The 17581-nt window shown below is 67.2% G+C and carries 10 protein-coding genes; 6 read left to right on the forward strand and 4 right to left on the reverse strand.

Annotated elements, in window-relative coordinates; translation table 11 throughout:
- Window positions 1-66 precede the first annotated feature (66 nt).
- Window positions 67-1749, forward strand: coding sequence for a protein kinase (locus tag ACIP5Y_RS42620; protein WP_400359054.1), 1683 nt, complete (start codon window positions 67-69; stop codon window positions 1747-1749).
- Between the two features lie 57 nt (window positions 1750-1806).
- Here ACIP5Y_RS42620 and ACIP5Y_RS42625 read toward each other — a convergent pair whose 3' ends face one another.
- Together ACIP5Y_RS42625 and ACIP5Y_RS42630 are read right to left on the reverse strand one after the other, a co-directional pair.
- Window positions 1807-2199: an SCO5389 family protein gene (locus ACIP5Y_RS42625; RefSeq protein WP_397006252.1), complete on the reverse strand. Its 393-nt coding sequence runs from the start codon at window positions 2197-2199 to the stop codon at window positions 1807-1809.
- A gap of 57 nt (window positions 2200-2256) precedes the next feature.
- Window positions 2257-2502, reverse strand: a complete 246-nt coding sequence (locus ACIP5Y_RS42630; protein ID WP_400359056.1) for a nitronate monooxygenase — start codon at window positions 2500-2502, stop codon at window positions 2257-2259.
- A gap of 309 nt (window positions 2503-2811) precedes the next feature.
- On the opposite strand from ACIP5Y_RS42630, the gene ACIP5Y_RS42635 reads away from it, so the two are divergent.
- The gene (locus tag ACIP5Y_RS42635) at window positions 2812-3756 is read left to right on the forward strand and encodes a hypothetical protein (RefSeq protein WP_400359057.1); all 945 of its coding nucleotides are present in this window, start codon (window positions 2812-2814) and stop codon (window positions 3754-3756) included.
- A 1200-nt stretch (window positions 3757-4956) separates the two neighbouring features.
- Window positions 4957-5544: a hypothetical protein gene (locus ACIP5Y_RS42640; RefSeq protein WP_400359059.1), complete on the forward strand. Its 588-nt coding sequence runs from the start codon at window positions 4957-4959 to the stop codon at window positions 5542-5544.
- 349 nt (window positions 5545-5893) lie between these two features.
- Here the strand turns inward: ACIP5Y_RS42640 and ACIP5Y_RS42645 are convergent, their stop codons facing one another.
- Together ACIP5Y_RS42645 and ACIP5Y_RS42650 are read right to left on the reverse strand one after the other, a co-directional pair.
- Window positions 5894-6253 carry a hypothetical protein gene (locus ACIP5Y_RS42645; protein ID WP_400359061.1) on the reverse strand — a complete coding sequence of 120 codons (360 nt, stop codon included), beginning with the start codon at window positions 6251-6253 and terminating at the stop codon, window positions 5894-5896.
- 381 nt (window positions 6254-6634) lie between these two features.
- Window positions 6635-7678 (reverse strand): NAD(P)H-dependent flavin oxidoreductase, encoded by a 1044-nt coding sequence (locus ACIP5Y_RS42650; protein WP_400359063.1) that lies wholly within the window; start codon window positions 7676-7678, stop codon window positions 6635-6637.
- A 199-nt stretch (window positions 7679-7877) separates the two neighbouring features.
- Between ACIP5Y_RS42650 and ACIP5Y_RS42655 the strand changes: the two genes are divergently transcribed.
- The 3 genes from ACIP5Y_RS42655 (at window position 7878) to ACIP5Y_RS42665 (ending at window position 17431) form a co-directional block, all read left to right on the forward strand.
- Window positions 7878-8714 carry a M23 family metallopeptidase gene (locus ACIP5Y_RS42655; protein WP_400359065.1) on the forward strand — a complete coding sequence of 279 codons (837 nt, stop codon included), beginning with the start codon at window positions 7878-7880 and terminating at the stop codon, window positions 8712-8714.
- A gap of 59 nt (window positions 8715-8773) precedes the next feature.
- The gene (locus tag ACIP5Y_RS42660) at window positions 8774-9754 is read left to right on the forward strand and encodes a LuxR C-terminal-related transcriptional regulator (RefSeq protein WP_400359067.1); all 981 of its coding nucleotides are present in this window, start codon (window positions 8774-8776) and stop codon (window positions 9752-9754) included.
- A 285-nt stretch (window positions 9755-10039) separates the two neighbouring features.
- Entirely contained in the window at window positions 10040-17431 is a 7392-nt protein-coding gene (locus ACIP5Y_RS42665; RefSeq protein WP_400359069.1) for an amino acid adenylation domain-containing protein, read from the forward strand.
- Window positions 17432-17581: the final 150 nt, after the last annotated feature.

Below are 17581 nucleotides of genomic sequence, written 5' to 3' on the forward strand. Positions count from 1 at the left end.
GCCGCGGGTGTCACGCGGCGGTCGTATGCTGAGCACCTTGCATCAGCTAGACCAGGGGGAGGCCACGTGCCGGGGCATGGCCGACTCGGCCAATTCGGACAGCAGGATCAGCTCGGTCACTACCGTCTCGTCGAACTACTGGGTCGCGGTGGCATGGGCCAGGTCTGGCTGGCCGAGGACACCAATCTGGAGCGTGAGGTCGCGCTCAAACTACTGCCCTCGGAGCTGGCCGCGGACACCGATTACCGGCGGCGCTTCGAGCGTGAGGCGCGGCTGGCGGCGCGGCTGCGCGGACCGCATATCGTGCCCATCCATTCGTTCGGCGAACTGGACGGCCGGCTGTTCATCGATATGGAATTGGTCGACGGCTCCGACCTCGGCAAGGTGCTGGCCGCCGAGGGCGCGCTGTCACCCTCGCGCGCAGTCGATCTGATCGCACAGGTCGCCGAGGCCCTGGACGTGGCGCACGGCGCCGGCCTCATCCACCGCGACGTGAAACCCTCCAATGTCCTCACCCTGCCCAGCGGTTTCGCCTACCTCATCGACTTCGGCATTGCCCGCGGCATCGGCCAGACCACCCTCACCACCACGGGCGCGGCCGTGGGCACCTGGGCCTACATGGCCCCCGAACGCTTCTCCGGCAGCGAGGATCTCCGCTCCGACGTCTACTCGCTGGCCTGCATGCTCTTCGAATGCCTGGTCGGCCGAAAGCCTTTCGCCCAGTCCGAACCCGCCGGCCAGATGGCCGCCCACCTCACCGTCGACCCACCCCGCCCCAGCACTCACAACCTGTCGGTCCCCACCGCCCTGGACGGCATCGTCACCCGCGGCATGGCCAAGGACCCCGCCCACCGCTACCCCACCGCCGGCGCCCTCGCCACCGCCGCCCGCGCCGCCCTGGGCCTGCAGCACTCGGCCCCGAGCCGTCCCATCACCCCGGCCCCGCCCACCACGAAATGGGATGCGAGCACCCCCTTCTCACTCTCGAACCCCCACCTACCCCCAACCCGGGACTCCCCGCTGACCCCGCCCCCGAGCCCGGTCGATCAGCGCCCCGCCAACCCCTACTCTCCCCACCGGGCCCGGTCCGGTGGTTCGACCTTCCCGCCGGACAATGCCGGGCAGCACTACGGCACGACCCCACCCGGACCTTCCGCGCAGCCGTGGCCGGGCTCGATGCCCTCCTCGCCCGGCCACCCGTCGGCCCCGGCCGTCGGCGGGCGCGGGGACGCGCCAGGCTTCGACGCGCCGTGGCAGGCGCCGGTCTCACCTGCAGCGCAGTCATATTCACCGGTACGGCCGACGGACGGCGGGGCGGCGCAGGCTTGGGGTGGTGGGGCATCGCCCGGGTCGCAGCTGCCCGGAGCCGCGGCGCCGACGTACGGTGGGTTCGGTTCGCCGTCACCGGCGGGCGGAACCTTTGTGCCGCACTATGGTTCGGCGGCCGGGGGAATGGCATTCGCCGGGCCGGGTAATCCGTATGCCGCGGCGCAGCCGGGCTTCGGATTTGCGCCGCAGCCGTCCCGCCGCCTGTTCGGTGCGGGGCGGGTGGTGTGGTGGATCGTATTGGGTTTGCTGTTCCTGTTTTTCGGGGTGATGACGATCGGTGTGATCGGGGTGAGCTGCGCGAGCGACTGGGACGATGTCGCCAGCGGGATCGCCGCTTGGCTGATCCTCGTGCTGCCGTTCCTCGGCTGCTGCTGGCTGGTCGTGCGCGAGGTACGGCGGCTGCGGCGGCTCCGGCGGTAGGGCGCACGGCGGACACAGCTCGGCGCGACCGGGTTTCGGTCGCGCCGGGCTGATGCGTCAGCAGTTGCGGAGCTCGGGGCTCTGATTGAGCAGCTGGGCGCGGGTGGAGATGAAGGTGCTGTAGGTGTCGCCGCCGACCGAGGAGAGCGGGAAGGCCGCTACCCGGTGGCAGTTCTGGAAGGCGAGCTTGATGCCGAAATGGCGTTCCAGGCCGCCGCGGATGGCGTCGGAGGCCATGGCGCGCAGGAGCTGGCCGCGGGCCGTCTCGTCCGGTGGAGCGATGGTGTTGTCGGCGAACTCTTCGGTGCCGGAATGCAAGTCCGCGGCGACCCGGCTGACCACCTCGTAGGCGTAAGGCAGCGAGTTACGGACACAATCGACGAATTCGGCGTCGCTGACTTCACCGCGCTCGGCGCGCTCGAGTAGTGCGGTGGGTACGTCGAGTGACATATCGCTCTCCTCATGGGATGGCGGAAGGTGTCAGCCGATTCTAATCGACAAAGGTTGTCAACAACCCTGGATTGGTCGCGAAAGTGCCTTTTCCAGAGCGGTTTTCGCCTCCGCGGACAGCTGCCGCACCAGCTCGCCGGCCGGTAGCTCCGGCGCCAGCGAATGCGCCTGACCGGCCCAGAGATTCACCGCGTCGGCGTTGCCCTCGCTCCGCGCCGCCGCGCGCAAAGGCCCGGTGGCGTAATGGATCTCGGGGTAGGCGACGGGTGCGTCCGGATGGTCCGTCATGAACTTGTTGCGCACTCCGCGCGCCCGCCGCCCGGTGAAGGCGCGGGTGAGCTGGGTCGGCGTCGCGGACGCGACCGCGTCCCGCAGCAGCGCCGCGGTTTGATACCCGAACGGATGAAGGAACGCTGTTGGTCGATCAGCTTGTCGTCACACACTGTCCGCATAGACTGGCCGTCAGCAGTTCATCCTGCTGGACTGCGTATTTCGCGTGGAGGGCTGACACCCGACGCGTCCGCGCTGGAGTGCCCGCGATCGACAACAGGCGCGCGGGCCTCGTGGACTAGTGCTGGCAACGCAGGCCGTCATTCGCGCTTCGACGCCAACTTGAGTGCGGCCGCAACGGTGTCGACCGGACGCAACTTCTACACGCCGCTGGATGGCGGTTCTGAAAGGAATTCCTTGTTTAGTCGTAACTTCGGTGGGCTTATGCCACACCTAAACAATGTGCCCAAAGGTCTGGTGCCGCAACTCGTCCACCCACTCGACTTTCCCGTTCCTCTTCCCGATCCCCCGATGAATCCGACCCTGTCGCTACCACACGTCAGCGCCACCTGGGACGCCCCGCCAACTCTCACGCGTGCTGCTAATCTCGATGCATTGGATGTGTATGGCCCACAGATGAAGGGATGGGCGGAAGCGGCGGTCAAGTACGGAAACGACGCGGGAGTCGACCCGGATTTGGTGCTTGCCATGGTACTGCAGGAGGGCGCGCCGCTGCGCACCGGTTACAGAGGTGCGCCGGGTACGGACAGAAATCTTTTGGTAGCCCTGCAAAATCCGTCGACCTATAAAGCTGGTCTGGCTCCGGATGGCGAGAGCGTGGGGGTGGCCTACGACTGGGCGCGTCTGGATGCCGCGATGGCTGGAATTACCAAACACGATGATGACGCTGGGAATTCCATCGGTCTCACCAATTTGAAGCTGCACCCTTTTCTGGAGGTTACGGAAAGATATTCAGCTTTCCCCGATAAACTTGCACTGTCGGATTTGATCAATAATGATGATCTGGACATAAAAGTGACTGCCTACAACCTGAAGATGCTTTACACCGACGCGGCGAACCTTGCGATCCCCGAGGTACGCGCGAGGCAGCCGCTGGATCAGTTCCTTGGGTCCGCCTACAATGCCGGTGGAACGGCGGAGAACGCACTAGGTGTGGCTGCGGGAACCTATGGCTTTACAGGGGGGGAAAGAGAGCATGGTAGTAGCACGCTGGGTGTTGTCCAGGTCGCGGATCAGATCCTTTACGGCAGTGGAGCGTACAAGTGAGGTTTCGTAAAGGCTGCGGGCTTCCGTTATCGCATGCCCTTTTCGTGCCGTTGATTGTTATTGGTGTGCTATTTAGTGTTGTGGAGCTGCTGGATTTAGCCAATCGTTTAGAAGGTTGGAATAATTGACCGAGCGAGGCTGAGTGTCTTGCCGATAAGGTAACCGCCGGGGGTGCGCGCACGGCGATTGCCGATAGGCATGACTGTGTCAATTCGCCCTGTGTCCATGCATGTTTCACAGGCCTTCCGCCGAAGTTGGACCAAATTGGCCGCCGTGTCTGCACCGGCTCCCAATCAAGGCCCTTAACCAGCTTCCTGGAGGCTATGGAAAGAGGTATCCGACCGGATATTGATTTTCCTTTCGCGAAAGAGTGATGCTCGGATGGTGGCGAGTTATCTGTGTTATCCGTTTAGATCCAGCACAATCAGGGCGTCGAACCAGACCCCATCGGCTGATTCATATTTTCGCGGCTGATCAACTTGCGGCGGCGTGAAACCTCGTTGCGATAGTCATTGAGCTGATCGTCCGTAATTGTGGACGATTATTGTGTGGTCCAAATTTCGATCGCACTAGTCGGGGCTGTGCATGCTGTCGGAGTCATGTGGAGTTGAGCCGTCAAAGTCGTCGGTGAAGCGACCCGAGAATCTCAAATCGCGCTGGTTGGCGATGGGACCGAACGCGCCCTTGTCGACGCCTAGATGCTGCACGACGCAATGAGCCGGCTGATCTGGGCGGCTCAGGTCGGTTTCTGGCATAACGAAATCTCCGGAGGTTCTGGGGGTTTCATTATGTTCAGTTGTCGAGGGTCTCGGCCTGGCTGCTGAGTCCTCCGCTGCTGAGGAGTGTGGTGGAAGTCGGTACGGCGGTCGTGGTGGGGCTGTGGCTGCCGAGGCTGCCGTGGTTGTTGAGTACCTCGTGAACGAGACTGGTGGACGTGAACCTGACAGGCGCGTTGCTTGGGGCCGTTGACGAGTCCACCATCACGGCGAAGCTCCAGGACCTGGACCTTGAGGGCGTCCGGTTGCACGTGCGCGGCGCCTCGGTGGGCCGCTGCTTCCAAGAGGCTGAGGGAGGAAACGGTCGTCTCCCAGACGTAATCTCGAAGCCTCATTCAGCAACTGTTGCGGGGCGCGATCGGCCGTCGGTATGGCAAGGCGTTGGTGCAGTTCCACTGGTAGGGTCTAGGGAAAGGAGGGCCGGATGGGATTCGCCGCGCCGCAGGATAGTTCGACGGCTACCGCAATTCGGCGGCGCGGACGGGCGTGGGCGCTCATACTGCTGGGACTTGTGTCGGTTCTCGCAATGCTGTTAGCCCTGCTGGTCTTCGCAATACACAAAGTCACGGGTGTGGCAGTGGGTTCCGATGTCGTAGCGACGAGCATGTCCGACAGTCAGGCCAAGGAAGAATTGGCCAAGAAGTTTCATATCCATATCCCGGACAGCTGGCATCTGATGCATATGACGTCCAGCTGTCGCGTCGGGGTGACGTTGAATACATGCGGGTTCGATGGTTCGTTTACCGGCCCAGCCTCGGAATTCGGCCTGTACCCCTCACTTTTCCAGGCCCGACCTCCCGAGACTGTGGATCAACCCGCAGCCCAACCCGTCACATGTGACGGTCTCGCCGCCAAACATCTACTCGAGCTGGCCTCCGATCTCGACTGCGGCGCCCAACAGCACCTCGTCCTGAGCGAGTTTACGACGGCAAGCATGCCGACAACGGGCGATGTGCTTGTTGCAGGTTCCGCCACGACGACCACAGTGCGCATAAGTCTCGAGTTGCTCTGAAGCGGACGTGAAGGGGCGATGGGAGTGCTGCCATCAGCAATGCATGATGTTCGCCGTTGGGGCGGGGTAGTACGGCTCGGTTGACGTTGTCAGCCGGACACGCCGGATGGTGGTGTTCTCGGAACTGGTCTCTGATCGACGTGCAAGATGCCACCCCACCACATAGGTGCAGGGGAGGAGTCCATCTACGACGTGCTCGGGCTTCCCTTCGGAGACATGGGAAGTCATGCATTACCTGGTCGATCCCTGAGACTCAGGCTGTTTGACTATTGCATCCGTGCTGGTGACGGAAGCGGTTTCCACCACCCGCACGGTGCGGTGCGGATGGTGGTGCGAGTTCCGGTGAAAATCACTGCCTACGAGGTAACGAGACGATAGCCTGCACGGGACCGCCGAAGATAGACCTGCAGACGGGCGGGGCCGCGGTTAGTGCGGGAATGATCGCCACGCCTGCAGTTCTGGCGGTCCGAATCATCATGAATAACGTCGCGAGCAGTCGCAAACGGGCATAACGAGGGCGCACGATCAGCTGAGTGCCGAAGTGATCGGGATAAACGGGGATACGATCGGGACGGCGGGTGGTGCGTGATATGCGAAAACTCTTGAGGCTCTCGGCGGTTTCGCTATGTTCAGTTGTAGAGGATGGGCCTAACTGCTGAATTTTCTGCTGTGTGGCGGCGACGAGTCCGCCGTCACGGCGAAGCTTCATGACGTGGCCCCTGGGAGCTTCCGGTTCTCGGGTGCGCTGTTGCGATGAGCCTCTGCCTCCCAGGGGTTGCGGGAGGGAACGGTCATCTCCCAAACATGATCTTGAAGCCTCATGCAGCAAGCCACGTTCGAATATCGGCGTAAAGTGCCTCGCTCGGGAGAGGGCCGCTGGAATCGAACGTCGTCGAGGGTACGGCCATGTCGTTTAGCGATCCCCGACTTACCCTGGACGGGAACCTTGGACGCTGCTCTTTGGGACAGATCGACAGTGGTAAAGGGCTGTTCGGAGGGTATCTCTGTTCCGGGCTATGTTCCATGACGCGCAAGCGCTACGCGAGGCATCGAACCGCACGGCAACGCCGATTCTAATCGACAAAGGTTGTCAACAACCCTGGATTGGTCGCGAAAGTGCCTTTTCCAGAGCGGTTTTCGCCTCCGCGGACAGCTGCCGCACCAGCTCGCCGGCCGGTAGCTCCGGCGCCAGCGAATGCGCCTGACCGGCCCAGAGATTCACCGCGTCGGCGTTGCCCTCGCTCCGCGCCGCCGCGCGCAAAGGCCCGGTGGCGTAATGGATCTCGGGGTAGGCGACGGGTGCGTCCGGATGGTCCGTCATGAACTTGTTGCGCACCCCGCGCGCCCGCCGCCCGGTGAAGGCGCGGGTGAGCTGGGTCGGCGTCGCGGACGCGACCGCGTCCCGCAGCAGCGCTGCGGTGCCCGCCTCGGGGGAGCGCAGGAACGCGGTGCCGATCTGGGCCGCCGCGGCGCCCGCGGCCAGCACCGAGGCCAAGCCCGCGCCGGTGCTGATGCCGCCCGCCGCGATGATCGGCCGGTCCACGGCGGCGGTCAGCAGCTGGACCAATGCGAGCAGCCCGAGCGCGTCGACTGCGTCGTCCTCGGCCCGGTCGATGAAGACGCCGCGATGCCCGCCCGCCTCCGCGCCCTGCGCGATGAGCGCGTCCGCCCCGGCGTCGACGGCCTGGCGGGCCTCGGCCACGGAGGTCACCGTCACCCACACCTCGGAGCCCGCCGCGTGCAGCCGCCCGATCTCGTCGGCGCTCGGGCAGCCGAAGGTGACCGATACGACCGCGACCGGTTCGGCGGTCAGCAGGTCGAGCTTGGCGTCCCAGTCGTCGGTGTCGTGGCGGGGTTCGCCGACCGGGAAGTCCCGGCCGAGCTCCGCGACATATGCGGCGAACCGGTCGGCCGGGGTGGGGGCGGAAGGATAGAACAGGTTGACGCCGAAGGATGCCGTAGTAATAGCCCTTGTCCGTTTAATACGGTCTGCGAGATCGGCCGCGGTGAGATAACCGGCGGCGAGGAAGCCCAGCCCGCCTGCCTCGGAGACGGCCGCGGCCAGCTCCGGAGTCGAGGGTCCGCCGGCCATGGGCGCGAGAACGATCGGGGTGTTCAGCTCGTCGAGAACCATGACTGCCAGTGTGCTCCTCCGGGTCACGGGCCGTGATCATCAGTTCGATCTGCCGAGCTGCCGTTTTCGCACAAAAGGTTGCGGAATGGTCACAACCGAGTACAGTTTCCGTCACAGCGAAACCGAATCGTTACCGGAACTTCGAACGCTAGGACGAGCAGTGCCGCATCACAGAGAGACCGCGAACTCCGTCTCAGTATTGGACTTGCTCAACGATTCCGGCGCCGAATGGGACGGTCTCACCAACCGTCGCAAGCACCGGACCGAGCACACCACCCGGGATCGGGTGAAGATCGGCGTCGGAGCCGCCGTCGCAGGAGCCGCCCTCATCGGCACCGCGACCCAGCTGGTTCCCGCCTTGGCGCACGCCGCCCCGCTACTCCCCAATCACGACGACTCCCCGGTCGCGCAGAAGGCCGCGGTCCAGGACGGCACCGCGCCGGCGAACCTGAAACAGGCCGCCGATGTCGCCGCCCTGGCCCCGCAGCAGGCGAAGCCGGTCGCCGACCAGGTGAACGCGCCGAACCCCACCCCCTTCGGCCTGCAGAACCTGCCGCCCGAGGTGTCCGGTCCGCTCGCGCAGGCCGAGGCGACCATCAAGGGTCTGCAGCAGCAGCTGGCCCCGGCTCCGGCCGTGAAGCCGGTCGACGGCCCCCTTACTTCCGGCTTCGGAATGCGCTGGGGTGCAATGCATTACGGGATCGACTTCGGTGATCCCATCGGTACCCCCATTCACTCCGTGATGGGTGGCACCGTCATCTCGGCCGGCCCGGCTCAGGGTTTCGGTCTCTGGGTGCGCGTCAAGCAGGACGACGGCACCACCGCTGTCTACGGTCACGTCAACGACATGTACGTGACCACCGGGCAGCGGGTGAACACCGGCGATGTGATCGCATCGGTCGGAAACCGCGGTGATTCCACAGGTCCCCATTTGCATCTGGAGATCTGGGATCCCGCCGACACGAAGATGGATCCGCTGCCATGGTTGGCCAGCAAGGGCGTCCTCATGCAGCAGCAGTGGGGTCCGGCCCAGTAGACAGGTCACCCGCACCATCGACCGGGCGTTTCCCGGACCGGCGTGTACCGGTGGGTGCGGTGACTTCACTGGACGATCTGTTCGACGCGGGCTCGCTACACGGCCGCACTTACGCACTGCTCGTACAACATCCGCGATCCACCGCACTCGAGGTCGCGGAGCGCCTCGGCGTTCCGCCGCGCGTGACGGAGGCGGCGCTGGAAGCGCTGTGTCATCTCGAGGCCGCGGTCCGGCTCACCGACGGCAACGGCCTCTCGCGCTGGGATGCGCATGCGCCGGAAGCCTTGTCGGAGGCCGAGACTCGCCGCCGCAACTCGGAGATGCTGCGCATGCAGTCCGCGGCCGCCCGGCTGGGGGAGACCTTCCGCTCGGTGCGCCGCACCACCGATGCCGACGGCGCGGTGGTGGCCGTGTACGAACGCCGCCAGCTGCTGGCCGATTTCGAGGATCTGCAGCACACCGCGCATTCCTGCGTGAAGGTGGTGGAGCGCGGTCCGTTCCTCTCCGATGTGGAGACCGAGGAGCGGATGTTCGAGCTCAAGACCTCGCGCATCAGTGCCGGCATCGACTACAAGACCCTGTATCAGGAGACCATCTACCAGGATCCGGAACGGCTGCGACATGTGCTGGCCACCAATGCCGTCGGCGCACTGGCCCGCACCCTGCCGGATCCGCCCATGAAGCTCATCGTCGCCGACGATCGGCGGGCGGTGCTGGTGCTGCACACCGATGAACGCCGTGGTGATCCCATGGGTGTCCGGGTGGGCCCGTCGCCGACCCTCGATCTGCTGGTGAAGACCTTCGACGCGCTGTGGACCATGGCCACCCCGATCTCGGTGAATCCCTCGGAGGCGCTGGACGAGCGTGACAAGGCCATTCTCACGCTGATGAGCATGGGTGCGACCGACGACACCATTGCCCGCCGGCTGGGATTGTCCCGGCGCACCGTGGTGCGCCGGACCGCGAGCCTGCTGGAGCGGCTGGGCGCGAGCACCCGGTTCCAGGCGGGCGTGCAGGCGACCCGTCGCGGCTGGTTGTGACACCGGTCGGCATTCGTATCCGATAGGCGGGCTGCGACCGTCTGTGACAGAGTTCGTTGTGAAGGGTTACAGCTCACTGTGAATGCTTGTGGCACAGCTCACATGGTTGCAACAACCGGGCGTGGTATCCGATAGTCACTGAGCTCGAGCCGTCGTCGCGGGCTCGGCGAGCACAGTAAGATTGCCCGAGTCCGCCCCCGGCTTCGACTGACTGGCGTCGAACGCGGGTCGGCCGAAGATCTTCGGCGCGCGGACCAGTTGGACCCGAGAGGTGAATGCACTCGAATGGATACTGCCCGCCGTACAGCTCGCGGAAATCGTCGGCGTCGGTCCGGCAGCCCTCTTTTCGGGCAGCTTCTCACCGCCGCGGTCGAGACCGCGGCCGATTCCATTGCCATCCGGTTCAATCCGACCGGCATTCCCGCTGATCAGCGCGAAATCACCTATGGCGAACTGGATGCGCGCTCGGCGCAGCTGGCCCGGGAACTGATCGCGCGCGGCGTCGGCCCGGGCGATATGGTCGCCATCGGCATCACCCGGTCCATCGAATCGGTGCTGGCTGTCTGGGCCGTTGCCAAGACCGGCGCCGCCTACGTACCCGTGGACCCGGCCTATCCGCCGGACCGCATCGAGCACCTGCTGACCGATTCCGGAGCCGTGCTGGGCCTGACCGTCCGGCAGTACCGCGCGGCGCTCGGCGATGTCGCCGAATGGGTCGAGCTGGACGATCCGGCGCAGGCCGAGCGGATCGCCGCCCAGCCCGCCCACACCATCTCCTACGCCGATCGCGTGCGCCCGCTGACCGAGCAGCACCCGGCCTACGTCATCTACACCTCCGGTTCCACCGGTAAGCCCAAGGGCGTGGTGGTCACCCACACCGGCCTGGCCGGGCTGGTGGCCGCCGAGCGCGAGCACTACGACGTCACCGCGGATTCCCGCGTGCTGCACGTGTGCTCGCCCAGCTTCGACGTCTCGGTGCTGGAACTGCTGCTGACCTTCACCGCCGGGGCCACCCTGGTGGTCGCGCCGGCCGGCGTGTTCGGCGGCGTGGAACTGGCCGAACTGCTGGGCCGCGAAAAGGTCACCCATGTCCTGATCACGCCGGGTGCGCTGGAATCGGTCGATCCGGCCGGACTGGACGCGCTGACCACCGTGGTGGTGGCCGGTGACAAGTTCGGCCCCGAACTGGTGGCCCGCTGGACCACCGGAACCCGTTCCTTCTTCAATGGTTACGGCCCGACCGAGGCCACCATCCTGGCCACCAGCACCGCGGCGCTGGTGCCGGGCGAGCCGGTCGTCATCGGTTCGGCGATCCCGGGTGTGGGCGCGTTCGTGCTGGACGGGCGGCTGCAGCCGGTGCCGGACGGTGTGGTGGGTGAGCTGTACCTGTCGGGTCCCGCACTGGCACAGGGCTATAACTTGCGGCCGGGTCTCACCGCTGAACGCTTCGTTGCCAGTCCGTTCGGTGAAGTCAGCGGGACACCTGGTGCACGGCTGTATCGCACCGGTGACCTGGTGCGCCGCACGGCCACCGCGAGCGGTGAATCGGATACAGCCGGCGTCATCGAATACCTCGGGCGGTCCGATTTCCAGGTGAAGATCCGCGGCCTGCGCATCGAACTCGGCGAGATCGACAATGCCCTCACCTCGCACGCCGACGTGGATTACGCGGCGACCCTCGGCAAGACGCTGCCCTCGGGCGCGACCGCGCTGGTCTCCTACGTATTGCCGCGTCCCGGAGCCACTCTCGACACGGCCGAGCTGACCGCCTTCATCGGCGGGTCGCTGCCCGCGTACATGGTCCCGGCCGCCCTGGTGGTGCTGGACGAGATTCCGCTGACCCCGGTGGGCAAGCTGGACCGGGATGCGTTGCCGGAGCCGGTATTCGCCGCGCGCGCCTTCCGCGCGCCGTCGACCCCGGCCGAGGAGGCCATCGCACAGGTCTTCACCACCCTGTTGATTCCGGACAATCCGGAGGCGCGGGTCGGCGCGGACGACGACTTCTTCGAACTGGGCGGCAACTCGCTGCTGGCCGCGCAGGCCGCGGCCCGCATCGGCACCGCGCTCGGCGTGCGGGTGCCGGTGCACGTCCTGTTCGACGCCTCCACCGTGTCCGGCCTGGCACAGCGGCTCGAGGGCACGCCCGTCCCGGCGGCCGGTCCCGTGCTGGGCTCGCTGCCGCGGCCCGAACGGGTGCCGCTGTCGTTCGCGCAGCAGCGCATGTGGTTCCTGAACCGCTTCGATCCCACCAGCGCCGTGGACAATATCCCGGCCGCGGTGCGGCTGACCGGCGTCATCGACGTGGATGCCCTGCGCGCCGCGGCGCGTGACCTGGTGGCGCGCCACGAAGTACTGCGCACCGTCTACCCGGAGGTCGACGGCGAGGGCTACCAGCTGGTGCTGGCCGCCGACGATCTGCGCGCGCTACCGGTCATCCCGGTGCTGGATGTGGCCGCGGCCGATATCCCGGCCCGGGTGGCCGAGGTGGTCGGCGGCGGTTTCGATGTCACCGCCGCGCCGCCGATCCGCCTGCGGCTGCTGCGGATTGCCGCCGAGGAGCATGTGCTCGTCGCGGTCATCCACCACATCGCCGGTGACGGCGTCTCCATGGGCCCGCTCACCCGCGACCTGGTGACCGCCTACGTCGAGCGGGCCGGCGGCAAGGCCCCGCAGTGGGCGCCGCTGGCCGTGCAGTACGCGGATTACGCGGTGTGGCAGCGCGAAACCCTGGGCAGCGAGGACGATTCGGATTCGCTGCTGGCTCAGCAGATCGCGTTCTGGCGCGAGACCCTCGCCGATCTGCCCGACGAACTGGTGCTGCCGTTCGATCGCCCGCGCCCGCCGGTCGCCTCCTACCGCGGCGGCACCTACGCCTTCCGCATCGACGACCGGATCTACGCCGCCGCACGGCATTTCGCCGAATCCCGCAACACCACGCTGTTCATGGTGGTGCACAGCGCGCTGGCGGTACTGCTGGCGCGGCTCTCCGGTACCCGGGACATCGCCATCGGCACCCCGGTCGCCGGTCGCGGCGAGGCCGATCTCGACGATCTCATCGGCATGTTCGTGAACACGCTGGTGCTGCGCACCGATGTGGACCCGGCCGCCGGTTTCGAGGCGCTGCTGCGGCAGGCCCGCGAGGTGGACGCGCGCGCCTTCGGCAATGCCGATGTGCCGTTCGAGCGTCTCGTGGAATTGCTGGATCCGGCGCGCTCGCAGGCCCGTAACCCGCTGTTCCAGGTCATGCTGGCCTTCCAGAACATGGCACCCACCACGCTGGAGCTGCCGGGTCTGAAGGTGGCGGGCGCGGATCTGCAGATCCCGTTCGCCAAGTTCGACCTGCAGCTCACCATGGCCGAGTCGTACGACGAGTACGGCGACGCCAGCGGCCTGGCCGCCGAATTCTCCTATGCGCTGGACCTTTTCGACGAGGCCACGGTGGCCTCGTTCGCACGCCGATTCCAGCGGGTGCTGGCGGCCGCCACCGCCGACCCGGAGGCCCCGGTCGGCGATCTGCCCTTGCTGACCGACGCCGATCGGCAGCGGGTGCTCAGCGACTGGAACGCCACCGCCTTCGATATGCAGGCCGCCGTCGGGCTGCCGGAAGGCACTGCCGCCACGCTGGTTTCGATGTTCGAGGCGCAGGTCGAGGCCACCCCGCACAACATCGCGCTGTCCTACGAGCACGAGACGCTCACCTACCGCGAGCTGGACGAGCGGGCCAACCGCCTGGCACGCGAACTGCTCATGAACGGCTACGGCGCGGGCCCGGAATCGCTGGTGGCGCTGGCCATGCGGCGATCCACCGAGCTGGTGGTCGCCATGTACGCCGTGCTCAAGGCCGGCGCCGCGTATCTGCCGATCGATCCGGATCAGCCGCTGGAACGCTCCGGCTACATCCTCGACATCGCCGCCCCGCGCCTGGTGCTGACCACCGAACGGGACGAATTCGGTGTCGGCGACCGGGAACTCACGGTGCTCTACACCGAGCAGCTGGAGGCGACCGCCGGGCACCGGCACAGTTCCGCGCCGCTCACCGATGCGGAACGGATCCGGCCGCTGCGGGCGGGCAATACCGCCTACGTGATCTTCACGTCCGGCTCGACCGGCCGCCCCAAGGGTGTGGCGGTCTCGCACGCCGCCATCGTCAACCGCCTCGTGTGGATGCAGGCCGAGTACCGGCTCGCCGGCGATGATGTGGTGCTGCAGAAGACTCCGGCCACCTTCGACGTGTCGGTGTGGGAGTTCTTCTGGCCCTTGCAGAACGGCGCGAAGCTGGTGGTCGCCAAGCCGGACGGGCACCGCGACCCGGTCTACCTGGCCCAGGTGATGTCCGAACAGGGCGTCACCACGGTGCATTTCGTGCCTTCGATGCTGGCGGTCTTCGTGGCCACGCTCGGCGGCGAGATCGGCACCGCCGGCCTGCGGCTGCGCCGCGTGTTCGCCTCGGGCGAGGCGCTGCCCGCCCCGACCGCGCAGAAGCTGCGCGAGCTGACCGGCGCCCAGCTGCACAACCTGTACGGCCCCACCGAGGCCGCGGTCGACGTCACCTATCACGAGGTCACCGACGCCGACACCGTCGCGGTGCCGATCGGCCGCCCCGTCTTCAATACCCGCCTGTACGTGCTGGATTCGCGGCTGCACCCGGTCGCCCCGGGTGTTGCCGGTGAGCTGTACCTGGCGGGCGATCAGCTCGCCACCGGGTACCTGTCGCGGGCCGATCTGACCGCGGATCGCTTCGTGGCCAACCCCTTCGGGCACGGCGAGCGCATGTACCGCACCGGCGACCTGGTCACCTGGACCGCCGACGGCGAGGTGAACTACCTGGGCCGCACCGACTTCCAGGTGAAGCTGCGCGGCCTGCGCATCGAGCTGGGCGAGATCGAGGCGGCGCTGCTGGCGCAGCCGGGTGTCGCGCAGTCGGTCGTAGTGGTGCGCACCGATCCGCACGCCGGCGATCAGCTGGTCGGCTACGTGGTGCGGGACGGCGCGGTGGAGCCGGATGCGGTGAAGTCCGCACTGGCCCAGCAGCTTCCGGCCTACATGGTCCCCGCGGCCGTGGTGGTGCTGGACGAGTTCCCGCTCAATGCCTCCGGCAAGCTGGACCGCCGCGCGCTGCCCGCGCCGGTGTTCGAGGCCAAGCGTTTCCGTGCCCTCTCGACGCCGATCGAGGAGATCGTGGCCGGCGTGTTCGCCGACCTGCTCGGCGTCGAACGGGTCGGCGCGGACGACGACTTCTTCGACCTGGGCGGCAATTCGCTGATCGCCACCCGCGCGGTGTCCCGCATCAACGAGGCGCTCGACGCGGGCGTCTCGGTGCGCGAACTGTTCGAGACCTCCACGGTCGCCGCCCTCGCGGCCCGCATCGTGCCGGGCAGTGGCGTCGGCACCCGGCCGCCGCTGGTTGCCGGCGAGCGTCCCGAGCGGGTGCCGCTGTCGCTGGCGCAGCAGCGCATGTGGGTGCTGAACCAGTTCGACACCAGCTCACCGGCTTACAACATTCCGATGGTCATCCGCCTCACCGGCACGCTGGACCTGCCCGCCCTGGGTCAGGCCGCCGAGGATGTGCTGGCCCGCCACGAGGTGCTGCGCACCCGCTACCCCGAGTCCGGGCCCGGCGGCGCGCCGTACCAGGAGGTGCTGTCGGTCGCGCAGGCGCTGCCGGAGATCATCGGCGCGCAGTCCCGCGGCCTGGAGGCCGAGCGGGTCGAGGACATCGGCGCGCGGGTGCAGGACCTCATCTTCACCGGATTCGATGTGGCGGCACAGGTTCCGGTGCGGCTGCGGCTGCTCACCGGTGACGCCCCCGACGACTTCCTGCTGATCCTGGTCGCCCACCACATCGCCGCGGACGGCGCGTCGCTGGCCCCCCTTGCCCGCGACATCATGACCGCGTACGTGGCCCGCTCCGGTGAGGAGAACCCGGGCTGGGCGCCGCTGCCGGTGCAGTACGCGGACTTCGCGGTGTGGCAGCGTGCGGTCATCGGCTCCGACGAGGACGAGAATTCGGTCGCCGCACAGCAATTGGCGTACTGGCGCGAACAGCTCGCGGAACTGCCGGAGACGGCGCTGCTGCCGCTGGATCGCCCGCGGCCGCCGGTGGCCTCCATGGTGGGCGCGTTCGTCGACTTCAGTGTCGGCGCGGACGTGCACTCGGGCCTGAATCGGATTGCGCGGCGGCACAATGCGTCGCTGTTCATGGTGGTGCACGCGGCCATCGCGGTGCTGCTGGCGCGCATGTCCGGCAGTTCGGACATCACCATCGGCACGCCGATCGCGGGTCGTGGCGAGCAGGCCCTCGATGATCTGGTCGGCATGTTCGTGAACACGCTGACGCTGCGCACCGAGGTCGATACCGCGGCCTCCTTCGACGATCTGGTGGAGCGGGCCCGCGAAACCGATCTGTCCGCCTTCGCCAACGCGGATGTGCCGTTCGAGCGGGTCGCCGAGGTGGCGGCCCCCGGTCGTGGCGCGGCCAATCCGCTGCTGCAGGTGGTGCTGGCGCTGCAGAACACCGAGACCCCGGTGCTGGACCTGCCGGGCCTGACCGTCTCGGCCGTGGACGCGGAACTGGCCCAGGCCAAGTTCGATCTGCAGATCGGCGTGGATCCGCTGCCCGGCGCGGACGGCGCCCTCGGCGAACTGCTGGTGCTGTTCTCCTACGCCACCGATCTCTTCGACGCGGAGACCATGGAGGCGCTGGGCCGCCGCCTGACCCGCATCCTCACCGCGGTGGCCGCCGACCCGCACATTCCGGTCGGCGATATCGACATCCTGGATGCCACCGAACACGAACGCGCGCAGGCGAACACCCCGGTCGCGCAGCCGCCCGCCAATGCCCGCGGCACCGCGCTGCCGCAGTCGCTGTCGGCGGTGGTCGAGGATGATCCGGACGGTCCCGCCCTGGTGTGGGGCGAGGAAGCGTTGTCCTACAACGAACTCGACGCCCGCTCCTCGCGGCTGGCGCGGGTGCTCATCGGCCGCGGCTGCGGTCCGGGCACCGGCGTGGCGATCCGGTTGGATCGCGGTGTCGAACTCGCGGTGGCGACCTGGGCGGTGCTCAAGGCGGGCGCGGCCGTGGTGCCGCTGCCGCTGACGGACACCGTGCCGCCGGCCGGATTGGATGTGAAGGTCGGCTTGACGATCGGCGCTCCGGCGCCGGTGCCCGGCATCGATTGGCTGGCTCTCGACGATCCGTCGGTGGCCGCCGAGATGACGGCCGAATCCGCGCGCCCCGTCACCTACGCGCACCGCACCCGCGCGCTGCGCGGCGACGATACGGTCTTCGCCGCACCCGGCGCGATCACCCTGGATTACGACGCGCTGGCGGCCCTGGCCGACCGGGTGCGTTCGGCCGCCGAGCTGACCTTCGAGTCGCGCACCTATCAGCTGGGTCGCGGCCGCGGTCCGCTGGCGCTGGTCGAACTGGTGGCCGTGGGCGGGGTCGGCGCGTCCATGGTGCTGCCGGATCCGACCGCGGGAGCGGCGGGCCTGACCGGTGCGCTGGCCGACGAATGGGTCACACATCTGATCGCCGAGCAGGCCCGATTGGCCGAAGTCGATCCGGGGGCCCTCGAGGATCTGCACGCTGTCGTCGTGGATGCGGATAAGGTGCCGGAGAACTGGGAACGAGCATTGTTGGTCACTCTGCCCGAACTGTCGGACGGCGCCGCGTAAGGGGTCGGCGCCACCGCACCGGGTCACTGCGCCGGTCACCGCCGACCAGCGCAGGGATGAGTAACACACCGCCCGTTCCCGCTCGATGAAAGTCGAGGGGTGAACGGGCGGCTGTAGTGATGACAGACAGGATGAGGACACCTAAATGAT

It is taken from the genome of Nocardia sp. NPDC088792 (assembly GCF_044750615.1).
GTDB lineage: Bacteria > Actinomycetota > Actinomycetes > Mycobacteriales > Mycobacteriaceae > Nocardia.